This window comes from Geodermatophilus sp. SYSU D00708 (assembly GCF_054050115.1).
Genome location: NZ_JBJGYS010000035.1, coordinates 18,612 through 45,124 on the forward strand (window position 1 = coordinate 18,612; position 26,513 = coordinate 45,124).

A 26,513-nucleotide genomic window follows, 5' to 3' on the forward strand; every position below is an offset into this window, starting at 1 on the left:
CCGCTCCCGGCTCTCCCGCAGTGCCCCTCCGCCCTCTGACCACCGGCCCCGGGCCCTCAGCCCCCCGTCCGTCCCGTCACCGCCGACGGAGTCCGGACGGCGCGCCGACGACGGGAGTGACATGCCCGAGAACTCCGCCCCCGCCACCGGTTCTCCCGCCTCCGGCACGGTGACCCCCGCTCCCCGCGGGACCGCCGTCCCGTTCTCGGCCGTCCCGGCCGCCGCGGGCCTGTACGACCCGGCCAACGACAAGGACGCCTGTGGCGTCGCCTTCGTCGCCGACGTGCAGGGACGCCGCTCCCGGAAGATCGTCGCCGCCGGTCTCACCGCGCTGCACAACCTCGACCACCGGGGCGCCGCCGGCTCCGAGCCCAACTCCGGCGACGGCGCCGGGATCCTCACCCAGGTCCCCGACGCGCTGCTGCGCGCCGAGGTCGACTTCGACCTGCCCCCGCTCGGCGAGTACGCCGTGGGCATCGCCTTCCTCCCCGTCGACGAGGCCGAGCGGGCCGCGCGGGTCGAGGACGTCGCCCGGCTCGCCGCCGAGGAGGGCCTCGCCGTCCTCGGCTGGCGCGAGCTCCCGGTCGACCCGGACGGCGCCGACGTCGGCCCGACCGCCCGCGCGGTCATGCCGCACTTCGCCCAGCTGTTCGTGGCCGAGACCATGGGCGCCCGCGCCGACGCCGCCGCGTTCGGCGGTAACGCCGCCCCCTACGGGGTCACCCGGCTGGAGCGGCGCGCCTTCGTGCTGCGCAAGCGGGCCGAGCGCGCCGCGACCGAGGCGGGCAGCTCCCTCTACATCGCCTCGCTGTCGTCCCGGACGATCACCTACAAGGGCATGCTGACCACCGACCAGCTGCCCGCGTTCTTCCCCGACCTGCGCGACGAGCGCTACGAGTCGGCGATCGCGCTGGTGCACAGCCGGTTCTCCACCAACACCTTCCCGAGCTGGCCGCTGGCCCACCCGTTCCGCGTGATCGCGCACAACGGCGAGATCAACACGATCAAGGGCAACCGCAACCGGATGCGGGCCCGCGAGGCCAAGCTCGAGACGACGCTGTTCGACGGCCCCGCCGGCCCGGCGTCCGAGCTGGGGCTGGACCGGATCTTCCCCGTCACCGCCAGCGACTTCAGCGACTCGGCCACGTTCGACGAGGTGCTCGAGCTGCTGCACCTGTCCGGCCGGTCGCTGCCGCACGCGGTGCTGATGATGATCCCGGAGGCGTGGGAGAACCACGACGAGATGGACCCGGCCCGCCGGGCCTTCTACCGGTTCCACTCCTCGATCATGGAGCCGTGGGACGGGCCGGCCGCGGTCGCCTTCACCGACGGCACGCTCATCGGCGCCGTCCTCGACCGCAACGGGCTGCGCCCGGGCCGCTGGTGGCACACCAAGGACGACCTGGTCGTGCTCGCCAGCGAGGTCGGCGTCCTCGAGGTCCCCGACGCCGAGGTCGTGGCCAAGGGCCGGCTGCAGCCGGGCCGGATGTTCCTGGTCGACACCGCAGCGGGGAAGATCGTCTCCGACGAGGAGGTCAAGGGCGCGCTGGCGGCCGAGCACCCGTACGAGGACTGGCTGCACGCCGGCCTGGTGCACCTGCCGCAGCTGCCCGAGCGCCGCCGTGCCCGGCCCAGCCACGAGTCGGTCGTCCGCCGGCAGCAGCTGTTCGGCTACACCGAGGAGGACCTGCGGGTCCTGCTGACCCCGATGGCCTCCTCCGGCGCCGAGCCGATCGGCTCGATGGGCACCGACACCCCGGTCGCGGCGCTGTCGGACCGCTCGCGGCTGCTCTACGACTACTTCGGGCAGCTGTTCGCCCAGGTGACCAACCCGCCGCTCGACGCCATCCGCGAGGAGCTGGTGACCAGCCTGGGCCGCACCTTCGGCCCGGAGCAGAACCTGCTGCACGCCACCCCGGCGTCCTGCCGGCAGGTCTTCCTGCCCTACCCGGTCATCGACAACGACGAGCTGGCCAAGATCCTGCACATCGACGACGACGGCGACCTGCCCGGCTACGCCGCCGTCCGGATCACCGGCCACTTCGACGTCAACGGCGGCGGCAAGGCCCTGGCCGAGGCGGTCGAGCAGCTGCGCACCAAGGTCAGCAAGGCGATCGCCGCGGGCGCCCGCGTCATCGTGCTCTCGGACCGGGACTGCGACGAGAAGCGCGCGCCGATCCCGTCGCTGCTGATGACCGCGGCCGTCCACCACCACCTGGTGCGGCAGAAGACCCGCATGGAGGTCGGGCTGGTCGTCGAGTCCGGCGACTGCCGCGAGGTGCACCACGTCGCGCTGCTGCTCGGCTACGGCGCCGCCGCGGTCAACCCGTACCTGGCCTTCGAGTCCATCGAGGACCTCATCCGCGCCGGGGACCTCACCGGCATCGAGGCCGCCCAGGCCAACCGCAACGTCGTCAAGGCGCTGGGCAAGGGCGTCCTGAAGGTCATGAGCAAGATGGGCATCAGCACCGTCGGCTCGTACACGATGGCGCAGATCTTCGAGGCGGTCGGCCTGTCCCAGGAGGTCGTCGACGAGTACTTCACCGGCACCTCCTGCCCGCTGGGCGGTGTCGGCATCGACGTCCTCGCCGAGGAGGTGGCCATGCGCCACCGCCGCGCCTACCCGGAGAACCCGACCGAGCGGGCGCACCGCCGGCTGGAGACCGGGGGCGAGTACCAGTGGCGCCGCGAGGGCGAGGTGCACCTGTTCAACCCCGAGACGGTGTTCCTGCTCCAGCACGCCACCCGCGCGCGGCAGTACGACGTGTTCCAGCGCTACACCGACACCGTCGACAAGCTCTCCGAGGAGGCCGCGACGCTGCGCGGGCTCTTCACCCTCCGCACCGGTGCGCGCCCGCCCGTGCCGCTGGAGGAGGTCGAGCCGGTCAGCGAGATCGTCAAGCGGTTCTCCACCGGCGCGATGAGCTACGGCTCGATCTCGCAGGAGGCCCACGAGACCCTCGCGATCGCCATGAACCGGCTGGGCGGCAAGTCCAACACCGGTGAGGGCGGCGAGGACCCCGACCGCTTCCAGCCCGACCCGAACGGCGACCTGCGCCGCTCGGCGATCAAGCAGGTGGCCAGCGGCCGCTTCGGCGTCACCAGCGAGTACCTGGTCAACGCCGACGACATCCAGATCAAGATGGCGCAGGGCGCCAAGCCCGGCGAGGGCGGCCAGCTGCCCGGCCAGAAGGTCTACCCCTGGGTGGCCCGCACCCGGCACTCCACGCCGGGCGTCGGCCTGATCAGCCCGCCGCCGCACCACGACATCTACTCGATCGAGGACCTCAAGCAGCTCATCCACGACCTGAAGAACGCGAACAACGCGGCACGGGTCCACGTCAAGCTGGTCAGCGAGGTCGGCGTCGGGACGGTCGCGGCCGGCGTGAGCAAGGCGCACGCCGACGTCGTCCTGATCTCCGGGCACGACGGCGGGACGGGCGCGGCGCCGCTGACCTCGCTCAAGCACGCCGGCTCGCCGTGGGAGCTGGGCCTGGCCGAGACGCAGCAGACGCTGCTGGCCAACGGCCTGCGCGACCGCATCGTCGTGCAGTGCGACGGGCAGATGAAGACCGGCCGCGACGTGGTCATCGCCGCGCTGCTGGGCGCCGAGGAGTACGGCTTCGCCACCGCTCCGCTGGTCGTCTCCGGCTGCGTGATGATGCGCGTCTGCCACCTCGACACCTGCCCGGTCGGCGTCGCCACCCAGAACCCCGAGCTGCGCAAGCGGTTCACCGGGCGGCCGGAGTTCGTGGTCACCTTCTTCGAGTTCCTCGCCGAGCAGGTGCGCCAGTACCTCGCCGAGCTGGGCTTCCGCTCCCTCGACGAGGCGATCGGGCACGCCGAGCTGCTCGACACCCGGAAGGCGGTCGACCACTGGAAGGCCGCGGGCCTCGACCTCACCCCGGTGCTGGCCGTGCCCGAGCTGCCCGAGGGCGCGCCGCTGCACCGGGTCCGGGAGCAGGACCACGGCCTGGACGTCGCGCTGGACCAGACCCTCATCCAGCTGTGCGAGGGCGCGCTGCTCGACGCGCGACCGGTCAGCCTGGAGCTGCCGGTGCGCAACGTCAACCGCACCGTCGGCACGATGCTCGGGTCGATGGTCACCCGGCGCTTCGGCGGCGAGGGGCTGCCCGACGGCACGATCGACCTGACCTTCACCGGGTCGGCCGGCCAGTCGTTCGGCGCGTTCCTGCCACGCGGCATCACCATGCGACTGTTCGGTGACGCCAACGACTACGTCGGCAAGGGCCTCTCCGGCGGGCGGGTCGTCGTCCGGCCGGGCCGTGAGGCGACCTTCGCCGCCGAGGACAACGTCATCGCCGGCAACGTCATCGCCTACGGCGCGACCGCGGGGGAGATCTTCCTGCGCGGGCGGGTCGGCGAGCGGTTCTGCGTGCGCAACTCGGGCGCGCTGGCCGTCGTCGAGGGCGTCGGCGACCACGCGCTGGAGTACATGACCGGCGGGCGCGCGGTGATCCTCGGCCCGACCGGCCGCAACATCGCGGCCGGCATGTCCGGGGGCATCGCCTACGTCCTCGACCTGCCCCGCCACCGGGTCAACAGCGAGATGGTCGACGTCGAGCCGCTGGACGGCGAGTCCGCGCAGTGGCTGCGCGACGTCCTGGTCCGCTACGCCGCGGACACCGAGTCGCCGGTCGCCGTCGCGCTGCTGGCCGACTGGGGCCGCTGGTCGGAGCGGTTCAGCGTGATCATGCCGCGCGACTACCGTCGCGCGCTCGAGGCCCGGCGGGCCGCGGAGGCCGCCGGCACGGATGTGGACAAGGCACTGATGGAGGCCGCACGTGGCTGACTCGACCGGTTTCCTCAAGCACGACCGGGCGCTGCCGCCGCGCCGTCCGGTCGACGTCCGGATCCTGGACTGGAAGGACGTCTACCTCTCCCGGACCAGCGGTGAGGACGCCGTCTTCCCCGTGGCCGCGGTGCGCCAGCAGGCCGCCCGGTGCATGGACTGCGGCATCCCGTTCTGCCACCACGGTTGCCCGCTGGGCAACCTGATCCCGGAGTGGAACGACCTCGCCCGCCGCGACGACTGGACCGAGGCGATCGAGCGGCTGCACGCCACCAACAACTTCCCGGAGTTCACCGGGAAGCTGTGCCCGGCGCCGTGCGAGGGCTCCTGCGTGCTCAACCTGCAGGAGTCCCCGGTCACGATCAAGCAGATCGAGTGGGAGATCATCGACCAGGCGTTCCAGCGCGACCTGGTCAAGCCCGTCCCGCCGCAGGAGCGGACCGGCAAGAAGGTCGCCGTGATCGGCTCGGGGCCGGCCGGGCTGGCCGCCGCCCAGCAGCTGACCCGTGCCGGGCACGAGGTGACCGTCTACGAGCGGGCCGACCGCGTCGGCGGGCTGCTCCGCTACGGCATCCCCGAGTTCAAGATGGAGAAGGCCGTCCTCGACCGGCGGCTGGACCAGATGCGCGCCGAGGGCACCCGGTTCGTCACCGGGGTCGAGGTCGGCGGCAGCGGGGAGAACGACCTGTCGGCCGACCAGCTGCGGGCCGAGTACGACGCCGTCGTCCTCTCCGGTGGCGCCACCATCGGCCGCGACCTGCCGGCGCCGGGCCGGGAGCTGCGCGGCATCCACCTGGCGATGGAGTACCTGCCCTTCGGCAACCGGCAGGCGCTCGGCGAGCTCGACGAGCCGCCGATCAACGCCCACGGCAAGCACGTCGTGATCATCGGCGGTGGCGACACCGGCGCGGACTGCCTGGGCACCGCGCACCGGCAGGGCGCGCTCTCGGTCACCCAGCTGGAGATCATGCCCGCGCCGCCGGACCGGCGGGCGGCGGGCAACCCGTGGCCGACCTACCCGATGGTCATGCGGGTCTCCAGCGCCCACGAGGAGGGCGGGGAGCGGCTCTACAGCGTCAACACCGAGCGCTTCGTCGGCGACGACGAGGGCAACCTGCGCGCGCTGCTGATCCACGAGGTGGAGCGGGTCGACGGGCGGTTCCAGAAGGTCGAGGGCACCGAGCGGGAGCTCCCGGCCGACCTGGTGTTCCTCGCCATGGGTTTCACCGGCGCGCAGCGCGAGGGCCTGCTCGACGCCCTGGGCGTGGAGATCGACGGGCGCGGCAACGTCGCCCGCGACGGCGAGTTCATGTCCACCGTCCCGGGCGTGTTCGTCGCCGGTGACATGGGCCGCGGCCAGTCGCTGATCGTGTGGGCGATCGCCGAGGGGCGCGCCGCCGCCGGCGCCGTCGACACCTGGCTGACCGGGGCCTCGATGCTGCCGCGGCCGATCACCCCCACCGCGGTGGCGCTGCGCTGAGGGCCCGTCCCGAGGCTCACCCCGAGCGTGCGAGGGGTGAGGAGGACAGGGTCCTCTCTCGGCGCTGAGGGCCGGGTCCCGCTCCACGCGGGGCCCGGCCCTCGTGCTCCCTGGGGCTGGTGTGAGCGCTCACATGGGTCCATCGCACGGGACCGGGGCGGGCCCTATAGCGTTTGAGCCATGTCGCGTCGCGCCAAGATCGTCTGCACGCTGGGGCCGGCGACCTCCTCGCAGGAGCAGGTCACCGCCCTCGTCGAGTCCGGGATGGACGTCGCACGGCTGAACTTCAGCCACGGTGCGCACGCCGACCACGAGCGCGCCTACAAGCTGGTCCGCGAGGCGTCGGACCGCACCGGCCACGCCGTCGCCGTCCTCGCCGACCTGCAGGGCCCCAAGATCCGCCTCGGCACCTTCGCCGACGGCCCGGTCCAGTGGCAGACCGGCAGCCGCGTGTGCATCACCGTGGACGACGTCGAGGGCACCGCCGAGCGGGTCTCGACGACGTACAAGGGCCTGGCGGCCGATGCCCGGGTCGGCGACCGCCTCCTGGTCGACGACGGCAAGCTGGCGCTGTCGGTGGTCGCCGTGGAGGGCCCCGACGTGTGGTGCCTGGTCGTCGAGGGCGGCGAGGTGTCCAACAACAAGGGCCTGTCGCTGCCCGGCGTGGCGGTGAGCGTGCCCGCGCTGTCGGAGAAGGACGCCGAGGACCTGCGCTTCGCGCTGCACCTGTCGGTGGACTTCGTGGCGCTGTCGTTCGTCCGGTCTCCGGCCGACGTCGAGCTGGTGCGCGACATCATGCGCCAGGAGGACGTCTTCGTCCCGGTCATCGCCAAGCTCGAGAAGCCCGAGGCGGTGGAGAACCTCGAGGCGATCGTCGAGGCCTTCGACGGGATCATGGTGGCCCGCGGCGACCTGGGCGTGGAGCTGCCGCTGGAGAGGGTCCCGCTGGTGCAGAAGCGCGCCGTGCAGGCCGCCCGGGAGCGCAACAAGCCGGTCATCGTCGCCACCCAGATGCTCGAGTCCATGATCAGCTCGTCGCGGCCCACCCGCGCCGAGGCCTCCGACGTCGCCAACGCCGTCCTCGACGGGGCCGACGCGGTCATGCTGTCGGGGGAGACCTCGGTCGGCCGCTACCCGATCGCCGCCGTCCGCACGATGGAGCGGATCATCGACGCGGTCGAGAGCGACAACGTCGCCGCCCCGGAACTCGTCCGCCGCTCCCGGTCGCGGTCGGGCGCGATCGTCCGCGCGGCCCGCGACGTGAGCGAGAGCCTGCAGGTCAACGCGCTGGCCACCTTCACGCAGACCGGGGACAGCGCCCGCCGGCTGGCCGCGCTGCACCCCCGCCAGCCGCTGCTGGCCTTCACCGTCGACCCCCGCGTGCGCAGCCAGCTGGCGCTGTCGTGGGGCGTGGAGACCTTCCTCGTCCCCGAGGTGCAGCACACCGACGACATGGTCCGGCAGGTCGACTTCTCGCTGCTGGCCATCGGCCGGCTCAAGGAGGGCGACCGGGTGGTCGTCGTGGCCGGCAGCCCGCCCAACACCCCGGGCTCGACCAACCTCATCCGCGTGCACGAGGTGGGGACCGACTCGTGACCGGCCCGGCGGGGGACGGCTCCAGCCAGGCCGCCTCGCTGCTGCACGTGCTCGACCTCGAGGAGCGCGAGCCCGACGTCTTCGTCGGCCGGACGCCGACCACCCGGCTGCAGCGGATCTTCGGCGGCCAGGTGGCCGGGCAGGCGCTGATGGCGGCGGGGCTGACCGTGCCGGCCGAGCGCGGGGTGCACTCCCTGCACGCCTACTTCCTGCGGCCGGGCGACCCGCACGAGGAGATCCGCTACAGCGTCGACCGCATCCGCGACGGCCGGTCGTTCACCACCCGCCGGGTCATCGGGTGCCAGTGGCGCAAGGGCCAGGACGTGGCGATCTTCGCGCTGACCGCGGACTTCACCGGGGGGGAGCCGCCGGTGGTCGAGCACTCGCTGCCGATGCCCGACGTCCCCCGGCCGGAGGAGCTGCCCTCGCTGGCCGACGTCGCCGCCGCGCACGGCCAGGAGTCCTCGGGCGCCCTGGAGATCAGCCGGGCGGTCGAGCAGCGGCTGCTCGAGGACCCATTCGCCGGCGTCGCCAAGCAGCCACCGGACACCTCGACCCGGGTCTGGATGCGGGTCGCCGGCCGGCTGCCCGACCGGCCCGCGGTGCACGCGGCGGCGCTGACCTTCGTCAGTGACCTGACGCTGCTGGGTGCCGGGCTGGCCCGCGTCGGCGGGTGGCAGAACCGCTACGCCGGCGCCAGCCTGGACCACGCGGTGTGGTTCCACGCCCCGGTGCGGGCCGACGACTGGTTCCTCTACGAGACCGACAGCCCGGCGGCCAGCGGCGGCCGCGCGCTGTGCTTCGGCCGCATCTGGGCGGCCGACGGCACGCACGTGGCGACGACCGCCCAGGAGGGCCTGCTGCGGCCCGTGCAGCGCTGACTCAGGAGCCGGTGCCCCCGCCGTCCCCCGGGACGGCCGCGGCGGCCTGCTCGGGCGACGACGGGGCGTCGGCGGCGGCAGCGGGCTCGTCGGGCACCTCGTCCGCCGGAGCGGGCTGACGGCCGTCCGCCAGGCCCTCCTGGGCCGCCGCTTGCGTCGTGGTCTCGTCCTGGGCGGCCGGGACCTCCGGCGCCGCGGCACGACGCTCGGCCTCCGCGCGGGCCCGCTCGGCGGCCGACTCGGCGAAGTCGGCGGCCAGCCAGTCGTGGCCCTCGCAGAGCAGCTCCCAGGCGCGCGCCACGTGGGCCCGGGTGGTCGACGGGGCGCCGATCGCCACGCGCAGCACCGCCTGCCCGCGCACCGTGGTGTGGGTCAGGAACACCTCGCCGCCGTCGTTGAGCCGCTCCAGCAGCGTCATGGTGGCGACGTCGGCGTCGACGTCCTCGGCCCACCGGGGCCGCAGGCACACCAGCGACAGCGGGTGCTTGGTCACCACGTCGAACCGGTCGTCGGCCTCCGCCCAGGCGGCCAGTCCCTGGGCGAGTGCCACCCCCGAGCGGACGTGGGCCCGCAGCCCCTCCGCGCCGTACCAGCGCAGCACGAACCACAGCTTGAGGGCGCGGAACCGGCGGCCGAGCTCGATCTGCCAGTCGCGGTAGTCGACGACGGCGCCGGCGTCGCTCGCGGCGTTGCGCAGGTACTCCGGCAGGATCGCCAGGGCGCCGGTCAGGGCCGCCCGGTCGGCGACCCAGAACAGGGTCGCGTCGAAGCCGGTGAGCAGCCACTTGTGCGCGTCGGTGGTGTAGCTGTCGGCCCACTCCACCCCGGCCTGGAGGGAGCGCAGCTCGGGGGCCACGGCGCTCACGCCCGCGTAGGCGGCGTCCACGTGCAGCCAGACGCCGTGGTCGCGGCAGATGGGGCCGAGCTCGGCGAGCGGGTCGACGGCGGTGGTGGAGGTCGTCCCGACCGTGGCGCAGACCAGCACCGGCCGGAAGCCGCGGGCGGTGTCGCGCTCGAGGCGGGCCGCGAGCGCCGCGGGGCGCATCGCGAGGTCGCCGTCCACCTCGACGATGCGGACGGCGTCGCTGCCGAGGCCGGCGATGCGCACGGCCTTCTCCATCGACGAGTGCGTCTCGGCCGAGACGTAGACGGTGTACTCGTCGGGGCGGACGCCGCCGCGCACGGTCTCCCCGCCGCTGGCCCGGTGGAGGGCGGCGAGCAGCGCGACCAGGTTGGCGCCGGAGCTGGAGTCCTGGACGACGCCGCCGCCGGTGCCGGTCGAGCGGAAGCTCTCCGGCAAGCCGAGCAGTTCGGCGAACCAGTCGAGGACGTGCTGCTCCAGCTCGGTGGCCGCCGGGCTGGTCACCCAGGACATGCCCTGGACGCCGAGGCCCGCGGAGACGAGGTCGCCGAGCACCGACGGGCCGGAGGTGTTGGCCGGGAAGTAGCCGAAGAAGCCGGGGTGCTGCCAGTGCGTGACCCCGGGCAGGACGACGCGGTCGAGGTCGGCCAGGACGGCGGAGAACGGCTCGCCCTGCTCCGGCGGCGACGCGGGCAGCGACTCGCGGACGTCGCCGGGCCCGACGGGGGAGCGGACCGGGAAGGAGCCGATCCGGGTCCAGTAGTCGGCGATCCAGTCGACGACCTCGTGCCCGTGCCGGCGGAACTGCTCGGGGGTCATGTGCGGGGGCGTCGGCTCGCTCACGGTGCCACCGTATGGCGGCCGCCGCCCGCTCGTGTCAGGCGCCCCGGTGCGGTCTGGGGTGAGGTACTTCCCGGGAGTCGGGACGCCCGTGGGGCGGAGGCTCCCCCCGAGCACGGACGGGGGTCTGGTGCTCTACGGGAGCCGGGAACGGCACGTGGGGCGGTGTCGGTCCCTGGGAGTGGGGGGCCGGAGGCTCCCCCGAGCAGGGACGGGGGTCTGGCGCTCCACCTGGGTGGGGAACGGCCCGTGGGGCGGTGTCGGTCCCTGGGAGTGGGGGGCCGGAGGCTCCCCCGAGCAGGGACGGGGGTCTGGCGCTCCACCTGGGTGGGAACGGCCCGTGGGGCGGTGTCGGTCCGGAGGACCGCCGTGTCACAGTGCCCCCGGTGCGACTCGAACGCACACTGCGCGGGTTTTGAATCCGCTCCCTCTGCCGATTGGGGTACGGGGGCGTGCCGGGACGGCGAGTCCCGGGCTGCCCGAGCAGCCTACTTGGGCGTCACCGACGCAGCGGCATCGATAGGCTCCCGCGCGTGAGCAGCGAGACGATCCGGGTCCTCATCGCCGAGGACGAGGCGCTCATCCGCCTCGACCTCAAGGAGATGCTGGAGGAGGAGGGGTACAGCGTCGTCGCCGAGGTGGGCGACGGGCAGCAGGCCGTGGACCGCGCCACCGAGCTGCGGCCCGACCTGGTCATCCTCGACATCCAGATGCCGGTCCTCGACGGCCTCTCGGCGGCCGAGCAGATCGCCACGGCCCGGGTCGCGCCGGTCATCGTGCTCACCGCCTTCAGCCAGCGCGAGTTGGTCGAGCGGGCACGCGACGCCGGGGCGATGGCCTACCTGGTGAAGCCGTTCTCCAAGAACGACCTGGTGCCGGCGATCGAGGTGGCTCGCGCCCGGTTCGCCGAGATCTCGGCCCTGGACGGCGAGGTCCGGACGCTGGAGGACCGCCTGGAGGCCCGCAAGGTCGTGGAGAAGGCCAAGGGCAAGCTGATGGCCGAGCAGGGAATGACCGAAGCCGAGGCGTTCCGCTGGATCCAGCGGACGGCGATGAACGAGCGCACCTCGATGAAGGCGCTCGCGCAGCGGATCCTCGACCCGCAGGAGGCCGAGGCCCCGGCGGCCGAGTGAGCTGCGTCTCCGCTCGTAGGCGCGCCGTGCCGCTGTGTGTCGGGGCCGGTTCCGGGAGGTCACGACCTCATCACGGTCCGGGCGACCCTCCGTCGAGGCCTCTGGGCAGCGGTTACCTTCCCCCCACTGATGGGGTCAGCCCGGGCCGGGCTGGCCGAGTGCACCACCGACAGCACAGTGGGAGTGGCTTGATGCGCACTGGCATCCTCGCCCGGAGCGCGGCCGTGTCCGCTGCAGCCCTGCTCGTCCTGACCGCCTGTGGCGGCGGGGACGACGAGGGCGGCAGCGCGAGCGGCGGCGGCGGCGACAGCGGCGAGAAGCAGGTCAACGTCTACGGGTCCGACGGCAACATGGGCAACGCCCTCGGTGAGGACTTCACCGAGCAGGGCGCGCTCGCCGGCATGAAGGGCACCCTGCCCCTCACCGAGCTGTCCGGCGACTTCCGGGACCGGCTGCTGGGCGTCGACCCCAACCTGGTCGACTTCAACTACGCCGGTGAGACCTACGACGCCGTGGTGATCACGGCGCTGGCCGCGCAGCTGGCCGGCACCAACGACGCCAACGTCTTCAAGAACTTCGTCAACGGGATCACCGCCGGCGGCGACAAGTGCGAGGACTTCACCTCGTGCCTGGAGATCGTCAACAACGGCGGCGACGTCGACTACGACGGCCAGTCCGGGCCGCTGAGCTTCACCGACGCCGGTGAGCCGGCCCAGGCGAGCATCGGCATCCAGCAGTTCGGTGACGACAACCGGATCGACGACAGCGCGACCCGGTACGTCATCCCCGGCGACGAGGCCAACGCCAGCACCGCGGAGAGCCCGGCCCCGGCGCCGGCCGGCACCACCAGCCCGGAGCCGCTGATCATCGGCACCCTGCTGCCCGAGACCGGCAACCTGGCCTTCCTCGGCCCGCCCGAGATCGCCGCCGCGCAGTTGGCCGTCAACGACATCAACGCCGCCGGCGGTGTCCTCGGCCAGCAGGTGCAGCTCATCCAGCGTGACTCCGGTGACACCACCACCGACATCGCCACCCAGTCGGTCGACGCCCTCCTGCAGGCGGGCGCCAACGCGATCATCGGTGCGGCGTCCTCCGGTGTGAGCCTGACGGTCATCGACACCATCACCGGTGCCGGCGTCCTGCAGTTCTCCCCGGCGAACACGTCGGACCAGTTCACGACGTACAACGACAACGGGCTGTACTTCCGCACCGCGCCGCCGGACACCCTGCAGGCCGAGGCGCTGGCCGACCTCATCATCGAGGACGGCAACAACACCGTCGGGATCCTCGCGCTCAACGACCCCTACGGCACCGGGCTCGCGGAGAACGTGAAGAACAACCTGGTGGCCGCCGGTCTCGCCGAGGGCGACATCCAGACGATCATCTACGACCCGCAGGCTGCCAACTTCGACTCCGAGGTGCAGCAGATGGTCGACTTCAACCCCGACGCCATCGCGGTCATCGGGTTCGACGAGTCCTCCCGGATCATCGAGGGGCTCAACGCGCTCGGCATCGGCCCGCAGCGCTGACCCGTGACGCCGGGCGTCCCTGACGCCCGGAGGACCACCACGGTGGCCCGGCACCGACCCAGGTGCCGGGCCACCGTGCTGTCCGGGCCGCTCAGCGCTGCAGGCGCTGGCCGGCCGGCTGCCAGTCCGCCGGCCGGCCCTTGTGGTTGGAGAACTCCACCGACCACCGCCACCAGCTGCGGTCCTCGGCGTGCTCCCAGGCGGTCAGGACGCCGACCTCCCCGCCCGGCAGGACCACCGGGACGCCGTGCAGCTCCGGTCCGGGCCAGACCTCGCTGCGGCGGATGCCGTCGTCGCCGAGCTCGAGCAGCGTGATGGGGGAGTAGTCGCCCTCGCGGTCGGCGTCGGCGCGCAGGACGACGCTGTCGTCGTCGGCGACCACCTCGACGCGCAGCTGGGCGGGCGCGGCGTGCACCAGCACCCGGCTAAAGCCGCCGGCGGTCGTGGCCCGGGCGAACTCCAGGCCGTTCATGCCGCCGTCCCGCGACCGCATGTTCCAGGTCCAGTTCATGCCCGCCCCGTACCCGCCGCGCGAGCCGGACCTGCAGACACGCGACGGCGCCGTCCCCGGGCTGGGGACGGCGCCGTCGTGGTGAGGTGCCGGAACGGCCGCCCTTCAGGGGCCCTCCGCCTGAGCCTGCGAGGCGTGGGGGGAAGGGGGGGTCCTCCTTCAGTGGGCCTTGGCGAGGGTCCCCAGGTAGAGCTCGATGACCTTCGGGTCGTGCATGAGGTTGTCGCCGGTGTCGGTGTAGGCGTTGCGGCCCTGGTCGAGGACGTACCCGCGGTCGCAGATCTGCAGGCACCGCCGGGCGTTCTGCTCGACCATGATGATCGAGACCCCGGTGGCGTTGATCCGCCGGCAGCGGATGAACACCTCGTCCTGGTAGGCGGGGGAGAGGCCGGCCGACGGCTCGTCGAGCAGCAGCACCGACGGGTCCATCATCAGCGCCCGGCCCATGGCGACCATCTGCCGCTCGCCGCCGGACAGCGCGCCGGCCTTGCCCTTGCGGCGCTCACCGAGCAGCGGGAACAGGTCGATGACGTAGTCGAAGCGCTCCTTGAACGTCTTCGGCCGCAGGTAGACGCCCATCTGCATGTTCTCCTCGATGGTCAGCGAGGGGAACACGTTGTTGTTCTGCGGGACGTAGCCGACCCCCAGCGACACCAGCCGGTGCGCGGGAGCGGAGGTGATGTCCTCGCCGCGCAGCGTCACCGAGCCCGACCGGACGGGGATGAGCCCGAACAGCGTCTTGAGCAGCGTGGACTTGCCGGCGCCGTTGGGCCCGATGATCCCGACGAGCTCGCCGTCCTGCAGGTAGAAGTCGCAGCCCCGGAGGATGTTGACGCCCGGCACGTACCCGGCCACCAGGTCGTCGGCCCGGACCAGCGCGCCCTCGGCCAGCCGGACGTGCTCCTCCCGGGTCGCGGCCTTCTCCGCGGGGGACAGCGTCGCGGCCGGCGAGGCGGCCTGGTCGGCGCGGGTGAGGTCCTCGCCGGACTCGTCGACCTCGAACAGGGGGTCGCTCATCGGTCGGTCCTCTCCTGGGGCGTGACGTCGGAGCTGAAGACGTCGTGGCCGTCGACGTGCTCCTCGCGGGCGATCTCGCGCTCTGCCTGGGCGAGGACGCGGTCCTCCTCCTCGACGGTGAGCGGGGCGTCGTGGTGGGCGCCGAGGTAGGCGTCGACCACGGCCTGGTTCTGGCTGATCGACTCCGGCGGCCCCTCGGCGATCACCCGGCCGGCGGCCATGACGACCACCCAGTCGCTGATGTCCCGGACGACGTCCATGTCGTGCTCGACGAAGATCACCGTCATGCCCTGCTCGCGCAGGTCCTTGACGTGCCCGAGCAGGCTCTGGGTCAGCGCCGGGTTCACCCCGGCCATCGGCTCGTCGAGCATGACGACCTTCGGGTCGCTCATCAGCGCCCGCGCCATCTCCAGCAGCTTGCGCTGACCGCCGGAGAGGGTGCCGGCGAAGTCGTCCTTCTTGGCGTCGAGCTTGAAGCGGGTGAGCAGCTCCATCGCCTTCTCGGTGTTGGCCCGCTCCTGCGACTTCCAGCCGGGCAGCAGGGCCCCGAAGAAGCTCTCGCCCTTCTGGCCCTGGGCGCCGAGCAGCATGTTCTGCAGCACGGTGAGCCGGGACAGCGCCTTGGTCAGCTGGAAGGTGCGGACGACGCCGAGCCGGGCGACCCGGTGCGGCGGCAGGTTGGACAGCGACTTGCCGTCGAAGGTCCACCGCCCGGCGTTGGGCTGGTCGAACCCGGTGAGCAGGTTGAACAGCGTCGTCTTGCCGGCACCGTTGGGCCCGATCAGGCCGGTGATGCCGCCGCGCTGGATCTCCAGGTGCTCCACCGCGACCGCGGTGAGGCCGCCGAAGGTCCGGGTCACGCCGTCCACCACGACGATCGGGTCGGGCTTGGCGACGCCGACCTCCCACGGGACGTCGCGTAGGGCGGCCTGGGCCACCCGGCGCGGCGCGCCGCCGGCGGCCGGGTCGAGGGACGCGGCGTGCGCTCCGCTGCCCGCGGGGGGCTCGGGCTGCCCCGGCTGAGCAGGCGTGGGGTCAGCGGGCATCGAGCATCACCTCTCGTCGGTCACCGAAGATGCCTTGTGGCCGGAAGACCAACAACAGCATGAGCCCCAGCCCCACGAGGACGAAGCGGATCGTCGCGACGTCGGTGGAGGTGAGCAGGCCCTCGGGGATGACCCCGTTGTCGATCAGCGCGCGCAGCCCGGCGTCGGCGAACTGCAGGATGAACAACAGGATCATCCCCCCGATCACCGGACCGAACACCGTCGCGGCGCCGCCGAGGATCAGCGCGGCGTAGGCCAGGAAGGTGTTGGCGTTCTGGTACTGGTCGGGGATCGCCGAGCCGGTGCCGACGGCGTAGACCATGCCACCGAGGGCGCCGAGGATGCCGCCCATGACCAGGGCCTGCATCTTGTAGACGTAGACGTTCTTGCCGAGGGCGCGGACGGCGTCCTCGTCCTCGCGGATGGAGCGGACCACGCGGCCCCACGGGCTGCGCATGAGCGCCCAGATGAGCAGGCAGGACAGGAGCACCAGCACCCAGCCCACGAAGGCGACCCACAACTCACCGCCGGACCAGCTGGTGCCCAGGATGCGGTAGCGCTCGTTGGTCGCCCACGGCGCGAGCGCGAGGAAGTCGCCGTTGAACGCCGAGATGCCGCGGGTGCCGTTGGTCAACGGCGTGGCCGAGACCGACCGGAAGAGCAACCGCAGCCCCTCCGCCGCGGCGATGGTGACGATCGCCAGGTAGTCCGCCCGCAGCCGCAGGGTGGGCAGACCGAGCAGGAGCGCGAGGACGATCGCGGCCAGCAGGCCGATCGCGACGCCGACCCAGAAGTCGAGCCCCCACTTGCTCACCGAGATGGCGATGCCGAACCCGCCGAGCATGGCGAAGGCGATCTGGCCGAAGTTCAGCAGGCCGGTGTAGCCGAACTGCACGTTGATGCCGACGGCCAGCAGGACGAAGAAGATCGCCTGGAAGCCCAGGGCGGCCTTGCCCGCGACGGCGAGTGCGTTGATGACTTCGCTCAAGGGTCAGCCCACCCGGACGCGGCTGCCCAGGATCCCCTGGGGCCGGATGACGAGGATGACGATCAGCAGCAGCAGACCGCCGACGTACTTGACGTCGTTGGGGATGACCAGCGTCGACATCTGGACGAAGACGCCCACGACGAGGCTCCCGATCAGGGCGCCGTAGGCGGTGCCCAGCCCGCCCAGCGTGACGCCGGCGAACATCAGCAGCAGCAGCCGGAAGCCCATGTCCCACTGCACCTGGTCGGAGAGACCCAGGAGCACCCCGCCGAGCGCGGCGAGGCCCCCGCCCATCATCCAGACGACCAGGATGACGCGGTTCACGTCGATCCCGGAGGAGGCGGCCAGGTCGCGGTTGTCCGCGACCGCGCGCATGGCCTTGCCGATCTTGGTGCGCTGCAGCATCAGCGCGACGAGCACCAGGACGACGATCGAGATGACGATCGAGGTGAGGTCGGCGTTGGTCATCCGGAACAGGCCGTAGTCGACCGCGCGGCCCCCGCCGACACCTTGGTAGGGGTTCGACCGGCCGCCGTAGACCAGCTGGATGAGGTAGCGCAGCGCCAGGGACAGGCCGATCGACACGACCAGGGCCGCGATCAGGCCGGTGCCGCGGCGGCGCAGCGGCCGCCACAGCGCCAGCTCGTTGAGGGCGCCCACCGCCGCCCCGACCACCATGGCGATCAGCGCGGCGGGGATCAGCGGGACGCCGCCCCGGACGTTGATGAACCAGGCGACGACGGCGCCGATCGTGACCAGCTCGCCGTGCGCGAAGTTGGTCAGCCCCGTCGTCCCGAAGATGAGCGACAGGCCCACCGCGCACATGGCGATGAGCAGGCCGAAGCGGATGCCGTCGACCAGCAGCTGGACGGCGCGGACGGTTCCGCCGCCGCCGTCCCGGCTGCCGTCGTTGAGGCCGATGATGACCGCCTGCCGGCGGCCCTCGTCGACGGTCACCGTGCGGTTGTCCTCGCCGGCGAGCTGGACGTTCTCGGGCAGGTCGTCGGCGTTGAGCGTGACGACGTACTGGCCGGGCCCGGGCAGGTCCACCTCCCAGCGGCCCTGCTCGTCGGTCTCGACGGAGTCGACCTCCTGGCCGTCGGCCGTGGTGACGGTCAGCTCGACGCCCTCGATGGGCCCGCTGCGGCTGGTCTGCAGCGTCCCGGCGACCTGCTCGCCCTCGGCCTGGGCGATGCCGGGCACCACCGCGGCGAGCCCGAGGCCGAACACGGCGACCAGGAGCAGCCGGACCAGGTAACGGCGCCGGGTGGGGGGACCTGACCGGCCCGCGGACCCGGCGGGGTCCCCGGGTGGAGCCGGTCGTCGACCGTGCCGTCGGACACGGCCTGGCGCGTGCGTCACTCGACCTCCCTGGGCGTGCTGAGTGCGGGGGACCCTAACCCGGCTGTGTTTCCAGTCGCCGTACTCACCGCGACCCGTGACCTTTCCGCGACACGCCGCGCCTGTCACCCCCGCCGCCGGAGCGGCGCGCCGCCGTGCCCGGGGGCCGTCGGGGGTGCACTCTGCTGCCACCGTCCAGGGGAGGACTCCGGTGCCAGGATCCGGTTCGCGGTCCCTCGTCACGACGCGCGCGGCGCGTCCCGACGACCTGCCTGCCGTCCTCGCCCTGGTGCGCCAGCACCGGGCCGAGGCGCACGCCGAGGGGGTGCTCACCGGGCAGACGCCCGGCGCGGCCGCCGCGGCCGGCTTCCGCCGGCTGCTCGCCGATCCCCGGCACCGGGTGGCGCTGGCCGTGCTCCCGGGTCCCAACGCCCCCGACGGCGGGGTGCGCGGCGAGCTCGTGGTCGGGCTGGCGATCCTCGGGCTCGACCCGCTCTCGGTCGTCCTCGGTGTCCCGCAGGTGACCGTCGACAACCTCGTCGTCCACCGCGAGCACCGCCGTCGCGGTGCCGGCGCCGCACTGCTGGCCGCCGCCGTGGCCTACGCGACCGAGGCGGGGGCCGACCACGTCGTGGCCGCCGTCGGCGGGCACGAGGCCGAGCGGCAGCGGTTCTTCGCGCGGATGGGGTTCGCGCCGCTCACCACGCGGCGGATCGTCCCGCGGGAGACCCTGGCCCGGGCGTTGTCGTCCTGGCAGCGGGGCGGGGTGACCGTCCCGGTGCCCCGCCGTCCTCCGGTGCGCCGCCGGCCGCTCGCGAGGGTGGTGCCGCTCGCCGACGCCGCCGAGGGCTGAGGAGGCCACCGCTCGCGCGGCCGGCCCTGTCGGCGGCCGCCGCTAGCCTGCCGCCATGCCGGAGCAGGTGACCCCCTTCCTCATGTTCACGGGCGAGGCAGAGCGCGCCCTCGAGCTCTACACGTCGCTGTTCGACGACGCGCGCGTCCTGACCCTCACCCGCTGGGGAGCCGACGGGCAGGGCGTCGAGGGGACGGTGGAGCAGGCCACCTTCGCCATCGCCGGCCAGGTGTTCCGCTGCTTCGACAGCCCCCCGGTGCACGCCTTCACCTTCACGCCGTCCTTCTCGATCTTCGTCGACGCGGCATCGGCCGAGGAGCTCGACCGGCTCTTCGCGGGCCTCTCCGACGGCGGCGCCGTCCTGATGCCGCTGGACGACTACGGCTTCAGCCGCCGCTTCGGCTGGGTGAACGACCGCTTCGGGGTCTCCTGGCAGCTGAACCTCCCGTAGGAGCCAGGTGCCGCCCGCCGCTACCGGGAGGGCGTCGCGTCGCCGAGCATGCAGGTCAGCCGGGCGGTCGCCGTGGGGCGGCCGGTGTCGTCGCTGACCTCGACGCGGAAGGTGGCCAGCGTCCGGCCCCGCCGCACCGGCGTGGCGACGGCGGTGACCGTCCCGCTCGTGGCCGCCCGCAGGTAGCTGACGTTGAGCTCGACGCCGACGCAGCGGCGCCCCGGGCCCGCGCCCAGCGCGGCGGCCCACGAGCCGACCGTCTCCACCAGCGCGCAGGTGGCCCCGCCGTGCAGCAGCCCGGCCGGCTGCTGGTTGCCCTCGACCGGCATCGTCGCGACCAGGTGGTCGGGGTCGTAGTCGGTGATCTCGATGCCCATCTTCTCGTCGAGCGGGCTGGAGAACCCGGGCGGCAGCCAGTCGGGGCGGGCGAGGGTCACCCCGGCACGGTAACCGGCGGCGGCCTCGCTGCCGGGGCGCGACCCGAGCCTGCGAGGCACGGCGGTGACGTCGGTGGCCGGACCTAGGATCGGCCCCGATGTCCGCTCCGGTCTCCGCCCCCGCGTCCAGCCCCGCCGCTCCGACACATGCCGGGGTGCGCCCGCGGCTGCTGCTGCTCGATGGGCACTCCCTGGCCTACCGCGCCTTCTTCGCCCTGCCGGTGGAGAACTTCTCCACCACCACGGGCCAGCCGACGAACGCCGTCTACGGGTTCACGTCGATGCTGATCAACATCCTGCGCGACGAGCAGCCGACGCACCTCGCGGTCGCCTTCGACGTGGGCCGCAAGACGTTCCGCAGCGAGATCTACGCGGAGTACAAGGCCAACCGGGCCGAGAGCCCGACGGACTTCCGCGGCCAGGTCAGCCTGATCCAGGAGGTGCTCGGGGCGCTGCGCGTGCCGGTCATCACCGCCGAGGGCTTCGAGGCCGACGACGTGATCGCCACCCTGACGGTGCAGGCGGTCGAGCAGGGCATGGACGTGCTCATCGCCACCGGCGACCGCGACGCGCTGCAGCTGGTCAACGAGCACGTCACGGTGCTCTACCCGCGCAAGGGGGTCTCCGACCTCACCCGGTTCACGCCGGAGGAGGTCGAGGCCAAGTACGGCCTCACGCCGGCCCAGTACCCGGACTTCGCCGCGCTGCGGGGCGACCCCAGCGACAACCTGCCGAGCATCCCGAGCGTGGGGGAGAAGACCGCCGCCAAGTGGGTGCGCGAGTACGGCTCGCTCGACGCGCTGGTCGACCGGGTCGACACGGTCAAGGGCAAGGTGGGCGAGAAGCTGCGCGAGCACCTGTCCTCGGTGCTGCAGAACCGCCGGCTGACCGAGCTCGACCGGAACGTGGCGCTGGACCTCGGCCCGGCCGACCTCGCCGTCCAGCCGTGGGACCGCAACGAGGTGCACACCCTCTTCGACAACCTGCAGTTCCGGGTGCTGCGGGAGCGGCTGTTCGCGACGCTCACCAGCGCCGAGCCGGAGGTCGAGGGCGGCTTCGACGTCGTCGTCGACGAGGTGCCGGCCGGCGGGCTCGGGGCCTGGCTGGACGAGCACGCCCGGACCGGGCGCACCGGCGTCATCTTCCGCGGCACGTGGGGCCGCGGCACGGGGGAGCTCACCGGTCTCGCGCTGGCCGCCGCCGACGACCACACCACCTTCGTCGACCTGGGCCCCGGCCTCGACGTCGCAGACGAGCAGGCGCTCGCCGCCTGGCTCGCCGACCCGGACCGGCCCAAGGTCGTGCACGAGGTGAAGGGCCCGCTGCTGGCCGTCTGGGCCCGCGGCTGGGAGCTCGAGGGCGTGGTCAGCGACACCGCGCTCGCCGCCTACCTGGCGATGCCCGGCCAGCGCTCGTTCGACCTCGCCGACCTGGCGGTGCGCTACCTGCGCCGGGAGCTCAAGGACGCCGCCGCCGAGGAATCGCAGCTGACCCTCGACGGGATGGGTCCGTCGGAGGACGACCTCGCCCGCGAGGCGGCCACCGCCGACGTGCTCAAGGCCGTCGCGGTCAACGACCTGTCCGACGCGCTGGAGTCGGTGCTCGGCCAGCGCGGCGGCGACCACCTGCTGGGCGCGATGGAGCTGCCGCTCACCTTCGTCCTGGCCCGCATGGAGCAGCGCGGGATCGCCGCCGACCTGGAGTTCCTGCAGGAGCTGCAGCGGGAGTTCGCCGAGGGCGTCGCGGCCGCGGCCGCCGAGTGCTACGCGGTCATCGGCCGCGAGGTGAACCTGGGGTCGCCCAAGCAGTTGCAGGCGGTGCTCTTCGACGAGCTCGGCCTGCCCAAGACGAAGAAGATCAAGTCCGGCTACACCACGGACGCCGACGCGCTCACCTGGCTGCTCGAGCAGACCGGTCACCCGTTCCTCGAGCACCTGCTCCGCCACCGGGACGTCACCCGGCTGCGCACGGTCATCGACGGCCTGATCCCGATGGTCGACGACGGCGGCCGCATCCACACCACGTTCCAGCAGACGATCGCCGCCACCGGGCGGCTCTCCTCCACCGACCCGAACCTGCAGAACATCCCGATCCGCACCGCCGAGGGCCGCCGGATCCGGCAGGCGTTCGTCGTCGGATCCGGCTACGAGACGCTGATGACGGCGGACTACAGCCAGATCGAGATGCGGATCATGGCCCACCTCTCCGGCGACGCGGGCCTGATCGAGGCCTTCACGTCGGGGGAGGACCTGCACTCCTTCGTCGCCGCCCGGGCGTTCAACATCCCGATCGAGGACGTCGACCCGGAGATGCGCCGGCGGATCAAGGCCATGAGCTACGGCCTGGCCTACGGGCTGTCGGCCTACGGCCTGTCCCAGCAGCTGCGCATCTCCACCGAGGAGGCGCGCGAGCAGATGCACGCCTACTTCGAGCGCTTCGGCGGCATCCGCGACTACCTCGACAGCGTCGTCGACGACGCCCGGCAGACCGGCTACACCGAGACGACGCTGGGCCGGCGCCGCTACCTGCCCGACCTGACCAGCGACAACGGGCAGCGGCGCCAGATGGCCGAGCGGATGGCGCTCAACGCGCCCATCCAGGGCTCGGCCGCCGACGTCATCAAGGTGGCCATGCTGAACGTGGAGAAGGCCATCGCCGCCGAGGGGCTGCGCTCGCGGATGCTGCTGCAGGTCCACGACGAACTCGTGCTCGAGGTGGCGGCGGGGGAGGAGGCGGCCCTGGAGGCGCTCGTCCGCCGCGAGATGGCCGGTGCCGCGCAGCTCTCGGTGCCGCTGGAGGTCTCGGTCGGCTTCGGCGCCAGCTGGGACGCCGCCGCGCACTGATGAAGGACCCCGGTGCCCCCCGCGCCTCGCAGGCTCGGCGCGGGACCCTGCACCGGGGCCGAGGACGGGGTCCTGCTGCTTCCGGGGGGCGGAGGGCGGGGTTGACCCCCCGCTGCCCCCTCGGTGCTCGATCGCACGCCCGACGTCGTCATGTCGCCGCGCGCGGCCGTCTACCACTGGGCGGTGCTCGAGGGGCTGGACCGGCTCGGCGTCTACGAGCAGGCCGCCGCCCGCGGCTTCCTCGAGCAGGACTACGAGTACCGGGCGCACCGGACGGGGGAGCGGGTCCGCTTCGGGCTGCAGCCACTGGAGGGCGTCGTCCACCGGCCGTACAACCTGCACCTCGGCCAGGGCGCCCTCGTGCAGCTGGTGCTCGCCGAGCTCGCCGCGTACGACTCGGCCACGGTGCTGTGGCAGCACGACGTCGTCGAGGTGGCCCAGGACGACACCGGGGTGACCGTCGTCGCGGAGACGCCGGAGGGGCGCCGATCGCTGCGGGCCGGGTGGCTGATCGGGGCCGACGGCGCCCGCAGCGGCGTGCGCCGCGCCCTGGGCATCGACTTCGAGGGCTTCACCTGGCCGGAGCGGTTCGTGGCGACCAACGTCCGCTACCCGTTCCAGGACGGCGGCTTCGCGCAGACCACCTTCGTCGTGGACGACGAGTTCGGCGCCGTGATCGCCAAGATCGACGGCTCGCACGGCGGCGGGGTGTGGCGGTACACGTACTGCGAGGACGACGCCCTGCCCGAGGAGAGCGTCCGCGACCGGATGCCGCGCTTCTTCGACGCGGTGCTCGGGGACGGGGACGGCCCTGAGCTGGTCGAGTTCGCGCCGTACCGCATGCACCAGCGCGCCGCGGCCCGCTTCCGGGAGGGACGGGCGCTGCTGGCCGGCGACGCCGCGCACGGGGTTCCGGGCAACGGGCACGGCTTCGCCGCCGAGGCCGACAACGCGCAGAGCTGGGCAGTGGTCGCCGCCTGACTCGCGGAGACGCCCCCCCGCCGCCCCCTCCAGCTGAGGTGCAGGGTCAGGGTCGGCGGCAGACCAGGACCAGCGTGCCCGGGACGAGCGCCCCGCGCTCCGGCGACCACTGCCCCCACAACCGGGTGCGGCCCGGTGTCCACTCCGGCTCGACCAGGTCCGCCAGCACGAAGCCGGCGCCGACGACGGCGCGCACCCAGTCGCCGACCGTGCGGTGGTGCTCCACGTACACCGCCCGCCCGTCGTCGTCGGTCTCCACGTACGGGGTGCGGTCGAAGTAGGAGGAGACGATGCGCAGGTCCTCGGGGTCGGGGGAGTCCGGGAAGGGCCAGCGCATCGGGTGGTTCACCGACGCGACGAAGCGCCCGCCCGGGCGGAGCACCCGCGCCACCTCGGCCAGGGCGCCCTCGACGTCGGCCACGAACGGCAGCCCGCCGTAGGCCGAGCAGGCGAGGTCCACGCTCGCCGAGGTCAGCGGCAGCGCGCCGACGTCGGCCTGGACGAGCGGGACGGGGGTGCCGGTGGACCGGTTGAGCTCGGCGGCGCGGGCCAGCATGCCGCCGGAGAGGTCCAGCGCGACGGCCTCGGCGCCCGCCCGGCGCAGCCATCGCGAGCAGGGCGCCGACCCGCAGCCGACCTCGAGCACCCGGCGGCCCGCGACGTCGCCGAGCAGGTGCGCCTCGCTCTCCCGCAGCCCCTCGGGGCACCAGAGGAAGTCGACGTCGCCGAGGTCCGCGCCGTGCTCGGCGAGGTAGGCCGGCGCGGCGGCGTCCCACCAGCGGCGGTTGGCCCGGACCGACTCCGCGGCACCGGCCGGCCGCCGGGTCACGCCGCCCGGAGCCGGGTAGCCGTCCTCGGCGAGCGGCAGACCGGAGGGCTGCGGCGGGATCTCCATGACACGCCGATCGTGACACGCCGGGGTCCCGGGAGGGGGCGCGCACCCAGGTGGACCCACTCCTCCGGACGTCCGTACCATGGGGAATGCGCCAGAGGTCTGTCAGTGCTGTCCCCGTCGGGGGTCGGCGCGCGCCGGTCTCCCCGCTCCCTGCGGTCACCCGGCCGCGGGTCGTCCTGTCCCTACTCCACCCCCGTCCGGAGCACTCGACCACATGACCTCCACCCAGGTCCGTCCGAACAGCACTCCCCAGGTCGCCGTCAACGACATCGGCACCGAGGAGGACTTCCTCGCGGCCATCGACCAGACGATCAAGTACTTCAACGACGGCGACATCGTCGAAGGCGTCATCGTCAAGGTCGACCGCGACGAGGTGCTGCTGGACATCGGCTACAAGACCGAGGGCGTCATCCCCTCGCGGGAGCTGTCCATCAAGCACGACGTCGACCCCAACGAGGTCGTGACCGTCGGCGACGAGGTGGAAGCCCTCGTCCTCCAGAAGGAGGACAAGGAAGGCCGCCTGATCCTGTCCAAGAAGCGCGCCCAGTACGAGCGCGCCTGGGGCACGATCGAGGCGAAGAAGGAAGCCGACGAGGTCGTCACCGGCACCGTCATCGAGGTCGTCAAGGGCGGTCTCATCCTCGACATCGGCCTGCGCGGGTTCCTCCCTGCCTCGCTGGTCGAGATGCGCCGCGTCCGCGACCTGCAGCCCTACGTGGGCCGCGAGCTCGAGGCCAAGATCATCGAGCTCGACAAGAACCGCAACAACGTCGTCCTCTCCCGCCGCCAGTGGCTGGAGCAGACCCAGTCCGAGGTCCGCAGCGAGTTCCTCAACAAGCTCGCCAAGGGCCAGGTCCGCACCGGCGTCGTCTCCTCGATCGTCAACTTCGGTGCGTTCGTGGACCTGGGCGGCGTCGACGGCCTGGTGCACGTCTCCGAGCTGTCCTGGAAGCACATCGACCACCCGTCCGAGGTCGTCGAGGTGGGCCAGGAGGTCACCGTCGAGGTCCTCGACGTCGATCTCGACCGTGAGCGGGTCTCCCTGTCGCTGAAGGCGACCCAGGAGGACCCGTGGCGTCAGTTCGCCCGGACCCACCAGATCGGCCAGGTCGTCCCCGGCAAGGTCACCAAGCTGGTGCCCTTCGGTGCGTTCGTCCGCGTCGACGAGGGCATCGAGGGTCTGGTGCACATCTCCGAGCTGGCCGAGCGCCACGTGGAGATCCCCGAGCAGGTCGTGCAGGTCGGCGACGAGATCCTGGTCAAGGTCATCGACATCGACCTCGACCGGCGCCGGATCTCGCTGTCGCTCAAGCAGGCCAACGAGGGCGTCATCGGCGACGAGGACCAGTTCGACCCGGCGGCGTACGGCATGGCCGCGTCGTACGACGAGCAGGGCAACTACATCTACCCCGAGGGCTTCGACCCGGAGACCGGGGAGTGGCGCGAGGGCTTCGAGACGCAGCGCGACGAGTGGGAGCGGCAGTACGCCGAGGCCCAGGCTCGTTTCGAGGCGCACCGCAAGCAGATCGCCGACGCCCGCGCGGCCGACGCCGAGGCTGCGGCCGGTGGGAACTACTCCAGCGGCGACACCGCTCCGAGCGACACCTCCGGCGGCACGCTCGCCAGCGACGAGGCGCTCGCGGCGCTGCGCGCCAAGCTGGCCGGCGGCGAGTGACCGTCCTCGGCTGAGCTGAGCGACACCTGAGGCGGAGGCCCGGGACCCTGCGGGGTCCCGGGCCTCCGTCGTCCGCAGGCCTGCCGGCAGGCGGGGCGGACGGCAGGCGCGAGAGAGGGGGGGGGGGGGGGGGGGCCCCCGCGCGCCGCCGGCGGGGGACCCGCCCCCCCCCCCCCCCCGAGGGGCCCCCCCCCCCCCCCCCCCCCCCCCCCCGCCCCCCCCCCCCCCCCCCCCCCCCCCCCCCCCCCCCCCCCCCCCCCCCGCCCCCCCCCCCCCCCCCCCCCCCCCCCCCCCCCCCCCCCCCCCCCCCCCCCCCCCCCCCCCCCCCCCCCCCCCCCCCC

General features: G+C 73.1%; 19 protein-coding genes and 1 tRNA gene. 11 read left to right on the forward strand and 9 right to left on the reverse strand.

Annotated elements, in window-relative coordinates; genetic code table 11:
- The first annotated feature begins 121 nt into the window (after window positions 1-121).
- The 4 genes from gltB (at window position 122) to ACI79D_RS21800 (ending at window position 8,770) form a co-directional block, all read left to right on the forward strand.
- Entirely contained in the window at window positions 122-4,813 is a 4,692-nt protein-coding gene (gene gltB / locus ACI79D_RS21785) for a glutamate synthase large subunit (RefSeq protein ID WP_456920594.1), read from the forward strand.
- A complete protein-coding gene (locus ACI79D_RS21790) occupies window positions 4,806-6,293 on the forward strand; it encodes a glutamate synthase subunit beta (RefSeq protein ID WP_456920595.1) in 1,488 nt (495 codons plus the stop codon). The genes gltB and ACI79D_RS21790 overlap by 8 nt, the downstream gene beginning before the upstream one ends.
- Before the next feature lie 180 nt (window positions 6,294-6,473).
- On the forward strand, window positions 6,474-7,889 hold the full coding sequence (gene pyk / locus ACI79D_RS21795; RefSeq protein WP_456920596.1) for a pyruvate kinase: 1,416 nt from the start codon (window positions 6,474-6,476) through the stop codon (window positions 7,887-7,889).
- On the forward strand, window positions 7,886-8,770 hold the full coding sequence (locus ACI79D_RS21800) for an acyl-CoA thioesterase (protein ID WP_456920597.1): 885 nt from the start codon (window positions 7,886-7,888) through the stop codon (window positions 8,768-8,770). Before pyk ends, ACI79D_RS21800 begins: the two co-directional genes overlap by 4 nt.
- A gap of 1 nt (window position 8,771) precedes the next feature.
- On the opposite strand, the gene ACI79D_RS21805 is transcribed toward ACI79D_RS21800, so the two are convergent.
- Window positions 8,772-10,475 (reverse strand): pyridoxal-dependent decarboxylase, encoded by a 1,704-nt coding sequence (locus ACI79D_RS21805; RefSeq protein ID WP_456920598.1) that lies wholly within the window; start codon window positions 10,473-10,475, stop codon window positions 8,772-8,774.
- Window positions 10,476-10,850: 375 nt separating this feature from the next.
- Window positions 10,851-10,924, reverse strand: a tRNA-Leu gene (locus ACI79D_RS21810).
- Window positions 10,925-11,005: 81 nt separating this feature from the next.
- Here ACI79D_RS21810 and ACI79D_RS21815 point away from each other — a divergent pair.
- Together ACI79D_RS21815 and ACI79D_RS21820 are read left to right on the forward strand one after the other, a co-directional pair.
- Complete coding sequence (locus ACI79D_RS21815) at window positions 11,006-11,605, forward strand: ANTAR domain-containing response regulator (protein ID WP_456920599.1); 600 nt, start codon at window positions 11,006-11,008, stop codon at window positions 11,603-11,605.
- A gap of 191 nt (window positions 11,606-11,796) precedes the next feature.
- Window positions 11,797-13,134: an ABC transporter substrate-binding protein gene (locus ACI79D_RS21820; protein WP_456920600.1), complete on the forward strand. Its 1,338-nt coding sequence runs from the start codon at window positions 11,797-11,799 to the stop codon at window positions 13,132-13,134.
- Between the two features lie 91 nt (window positions 13,135-13,225).
- On the opposite strand, the gene ACI79D_RS21825 is transcribed toward ACI79D_RS21820, so the two are convergent.
- The 5 genes from ACI79D_RS21825 to ACI79D_RS21845 all read right to left on the reverse strand — a co-directional run bounded on the left by ACI79D_RS21825 (window position 13,226) and on the right by ACI79D_RS21845 (window position 17,926).
- Window positions 13,226-13,645: a DUF7712 family protein gene (locus tag ACI79D_RS21825; RefSeq protein ID WP_456920601.1), complete on the reverse strand. Its 420-nt coding sequence runs from the start codon at window positions 13,643-13,645 to the stop codon at window positions 13,226-13,228.
- Window positions 13,646-13,804: 159 nt separating this feature from the next.
- Entirely contained in the window at window positions 13,805-14,662 is an 858-nt protein-coding gene (locus ACI79D_RS21830) for an ABC transporter ATP-binding protein (protein ID WP_456920602.1), read from the reverse strand.
- Window positions 14,659-15,708: an ABC transporter ATP-binding protein gene (locus ACI79D_RS21835; protein ID WP_456920603.1), complete on the reverse strand. Its 1,050-nt coding sequence runs from the start codon at window positions 15,706-15,708 to the stop codon at window positions 14,659-14,661. The genes ACI79D_RS21830 and ACI79D_RS21835 overlap by 4 nt, the downstream gene beginning before the upstream one ends.
- A complete protein-coding gene (locus tag ACI79D_RS21840) occupies window positions 15,698-16,696 on the reverse strand; it encodes a branched-chain amino acid ABC transporter permease (protein WP_456920604.1) in 999 nt (332 codons plus the stop codon). The genes ACI79D_RS21835 and ACI79D_RS21840 overlap by 11 nt, the downstream gene beginning before the upstream one ends.
- Before the next feature lie 3 nt (window positions 16,697-16,699).
- Window positions 16,700-17,926, reverse strand: coding sequence for an ABC transporter permease subunit (locus ACI79D_RS21845; RefSeq protein WP_456920605.1), 1,227 nt, complete (start codon window positions 17,924-17,926; stop codon window positions 16,700-16,702).
- 322 nt (window positions 17,927-18,248) lie between these two features.
- Between ACI79D_RS21845 and ACI79D_RS21850 the strand changes: the two genes are divergently transcribed.
- Both ACI79D_RS21850 and ACI79D_RS21855 read left to right on the forward strand, forming a co-directional pair.
- The gene (locus ACI79D_RS21850; RefSeq protein ID WP_456920606.1) at window positions 18,249-18,890 is read left to right on the forward strand and encodes a GNAT family N-acetyltransferase; all 642 of its coding nucleotides are present in this window, start codon (window positions 18,249-18,251) and stop codon (window positions 18,888-18,890) included.
- A 55-nt stretch (window positions 18,891-18,945) separates the two neighbouring features.
- Entirely contained in the window at window positions 18,946-19,341 is a 396-nt protein-coding gene (locus tag ACI79D_RS21855) for a VOC family protein (protein ID WP_456920607.1), read from the forward strand.
- 20 nt (window positions 19,342-19,361) lie between these two features.
- On the opposite strand, the gene ACI79D_RS21860 is transcribed toward ACI79D_RS21855, so the two are convergent.
- On the reverse strand, window positions 19,362-19,778 hold the full coding sequence (locus ACI79D_RS21860) for a PaaI family thioesterase (protein WP_456920608.1): 417 nt from the start codon (window positions 19,776-19,778) through the stop codon (window positions 19,362-19,364).
- Between the two features lie 98 nt (window positions 19,779-19,876).
- Between ACI79D_RS21860 and polA the strand changes: the two genes are divergently transcribed.
- Both polA and ACI79D_RS21870 read left to right on the forward strand, forming a co-directional pair.
- Window positions 19,877-22,621 carry a DNA polymerase I gene (gene polA / locus ACI79D_RS21865; protein ID WP_456920609.1) on the forward strand — a complete coding sequence of 915 codons (2,745 nt, stop codon included), beginning with the start codon at window positions 19,877-19,879 and terminating at the stop codon, window positions 22,619-22,621.
- Between the two features lie 123 nt (window positions 22,622-22,744).
- Complete coding sequence (locus tag ACI79D_RS21870) at window positions 22,745-23,602, forward strand: FAD-dependent monooxygenase (protein ID WP_456920610.1); 858 nt, start codon at window positions 22,745-22,747, stop codon at window positions 23,600-23,602.
- A 46-nt stretch (window positions 23,603-23,648) separates the two neighbouring features.
- Here the strand turns inward: ACI79D_RS21870 and ACI79D_RS21875 are convergent, their stop codons facing one another.
- Window positions 23,649-24,497, reverse strand: a complete 849-nt coding sequence (locus ACI79D_RS21875; protein ID WP_456920611.1) for a class I SAM-dependent methyltransferase — start codon at window positions 24,495-24,497, stop codon at window positions 23,649-23,651.
- A gap of 214 nt (window positions 24,498-24,711) precedes the next feature.
- On the opposite strand from ACI79D_RS21875, the gene rpsA reads away from it, so the two are divergent.
- Window positions 24,712-26,172 carry a 30S ribosomal protein S1 gene (gene rpsA / locus ACI79D_RS21880; protein ID WP_456920612.1) on the forward strand — a complete coding sequence of 487 codons (1,461 nt, stop codon included), beginning with the start codon at window positions 24,712-24,714 and terminating at the stop codon, window positions 26,170-26,172.
- The last annotated feature ends 341 nt before the right edge of the window (window positions 26,173-26,513 follow it).

Excerpts from the sequence above, each read along its gene's own strand:
- ACI79D_RS21875 (WP_456920611.1), bottom strand. The coding sequence starts at position 24,497 with ATGGAGATCCCGCCGCAGCCCTCCGGTCTGCCGCTCGCCGAGGACGGC.
- pyk (WP_456920596.1), top strand. The coding sequence starts at position 6,474 with ATGTCGCGTCGCGCCAAGATCGTCTGCACGCTGGGGCCGGCGACCTCC.
- ACI79D_RS21820 (WP_456920600.1), top strand. The coding sequence starts at position 11,797 with ATGCGCACTGGCATCCTCGCCCGGAGCGCGGCCGTGTCCGCTGCAGCC.
- ACI79D_RS21825 (WP_456920601.1), bottom strand. The coding sequence starts at position 13,645 with ATGAACTGGACCTGGAACATGCGGTCGCGGGACGGCGGCATGAACGGC.
- gltB (WP_456920594.1), top strand. The coding sequence starts at position 122 with ATGCCCGAGAACTCCGCCCCCGCCACCGGTTCTCCCGCCTCCGGCACG.
- ACI79D_RS21855 (WP_456920607.1), top strand. The coding sequence starts at position 18,946 with ATGCCGGAGCAGGTGACCCCCTTCCTCATGTTCACGGGCGAGGCAGAG.
- ACI79D_RS21830 (WP_456920602.1), bottom strand. The coding sequence starts at position 14,662 with ATGAGCGACCCCCTGTTCGAGGTCGACGAGTCCGGCGAGGACCTCACC.
- ACI79D_RS21835 (WP_456920603.1), bottom strand. The coding sequence starts at position 15,708 with ATGCCCGCTGACCCCACGCCTGCTCAGCCGGGGCAGCCCGAGCCCCCC.
- rpsA (WP_456920612.1), top strand. The coding sequence starts at position 24,712 with ATGACCTCCACCCAGGTCCGTCCGAACAGCACTCCCCAGGTCGCCGTC.
- polA (WP_456920609.1), top strand. The coding sequence starts at position 19,877 with ATGTCCGCTCCGGTCTCCGCCCCCGCGTCCAGCCCCGCCGCTCCGACA.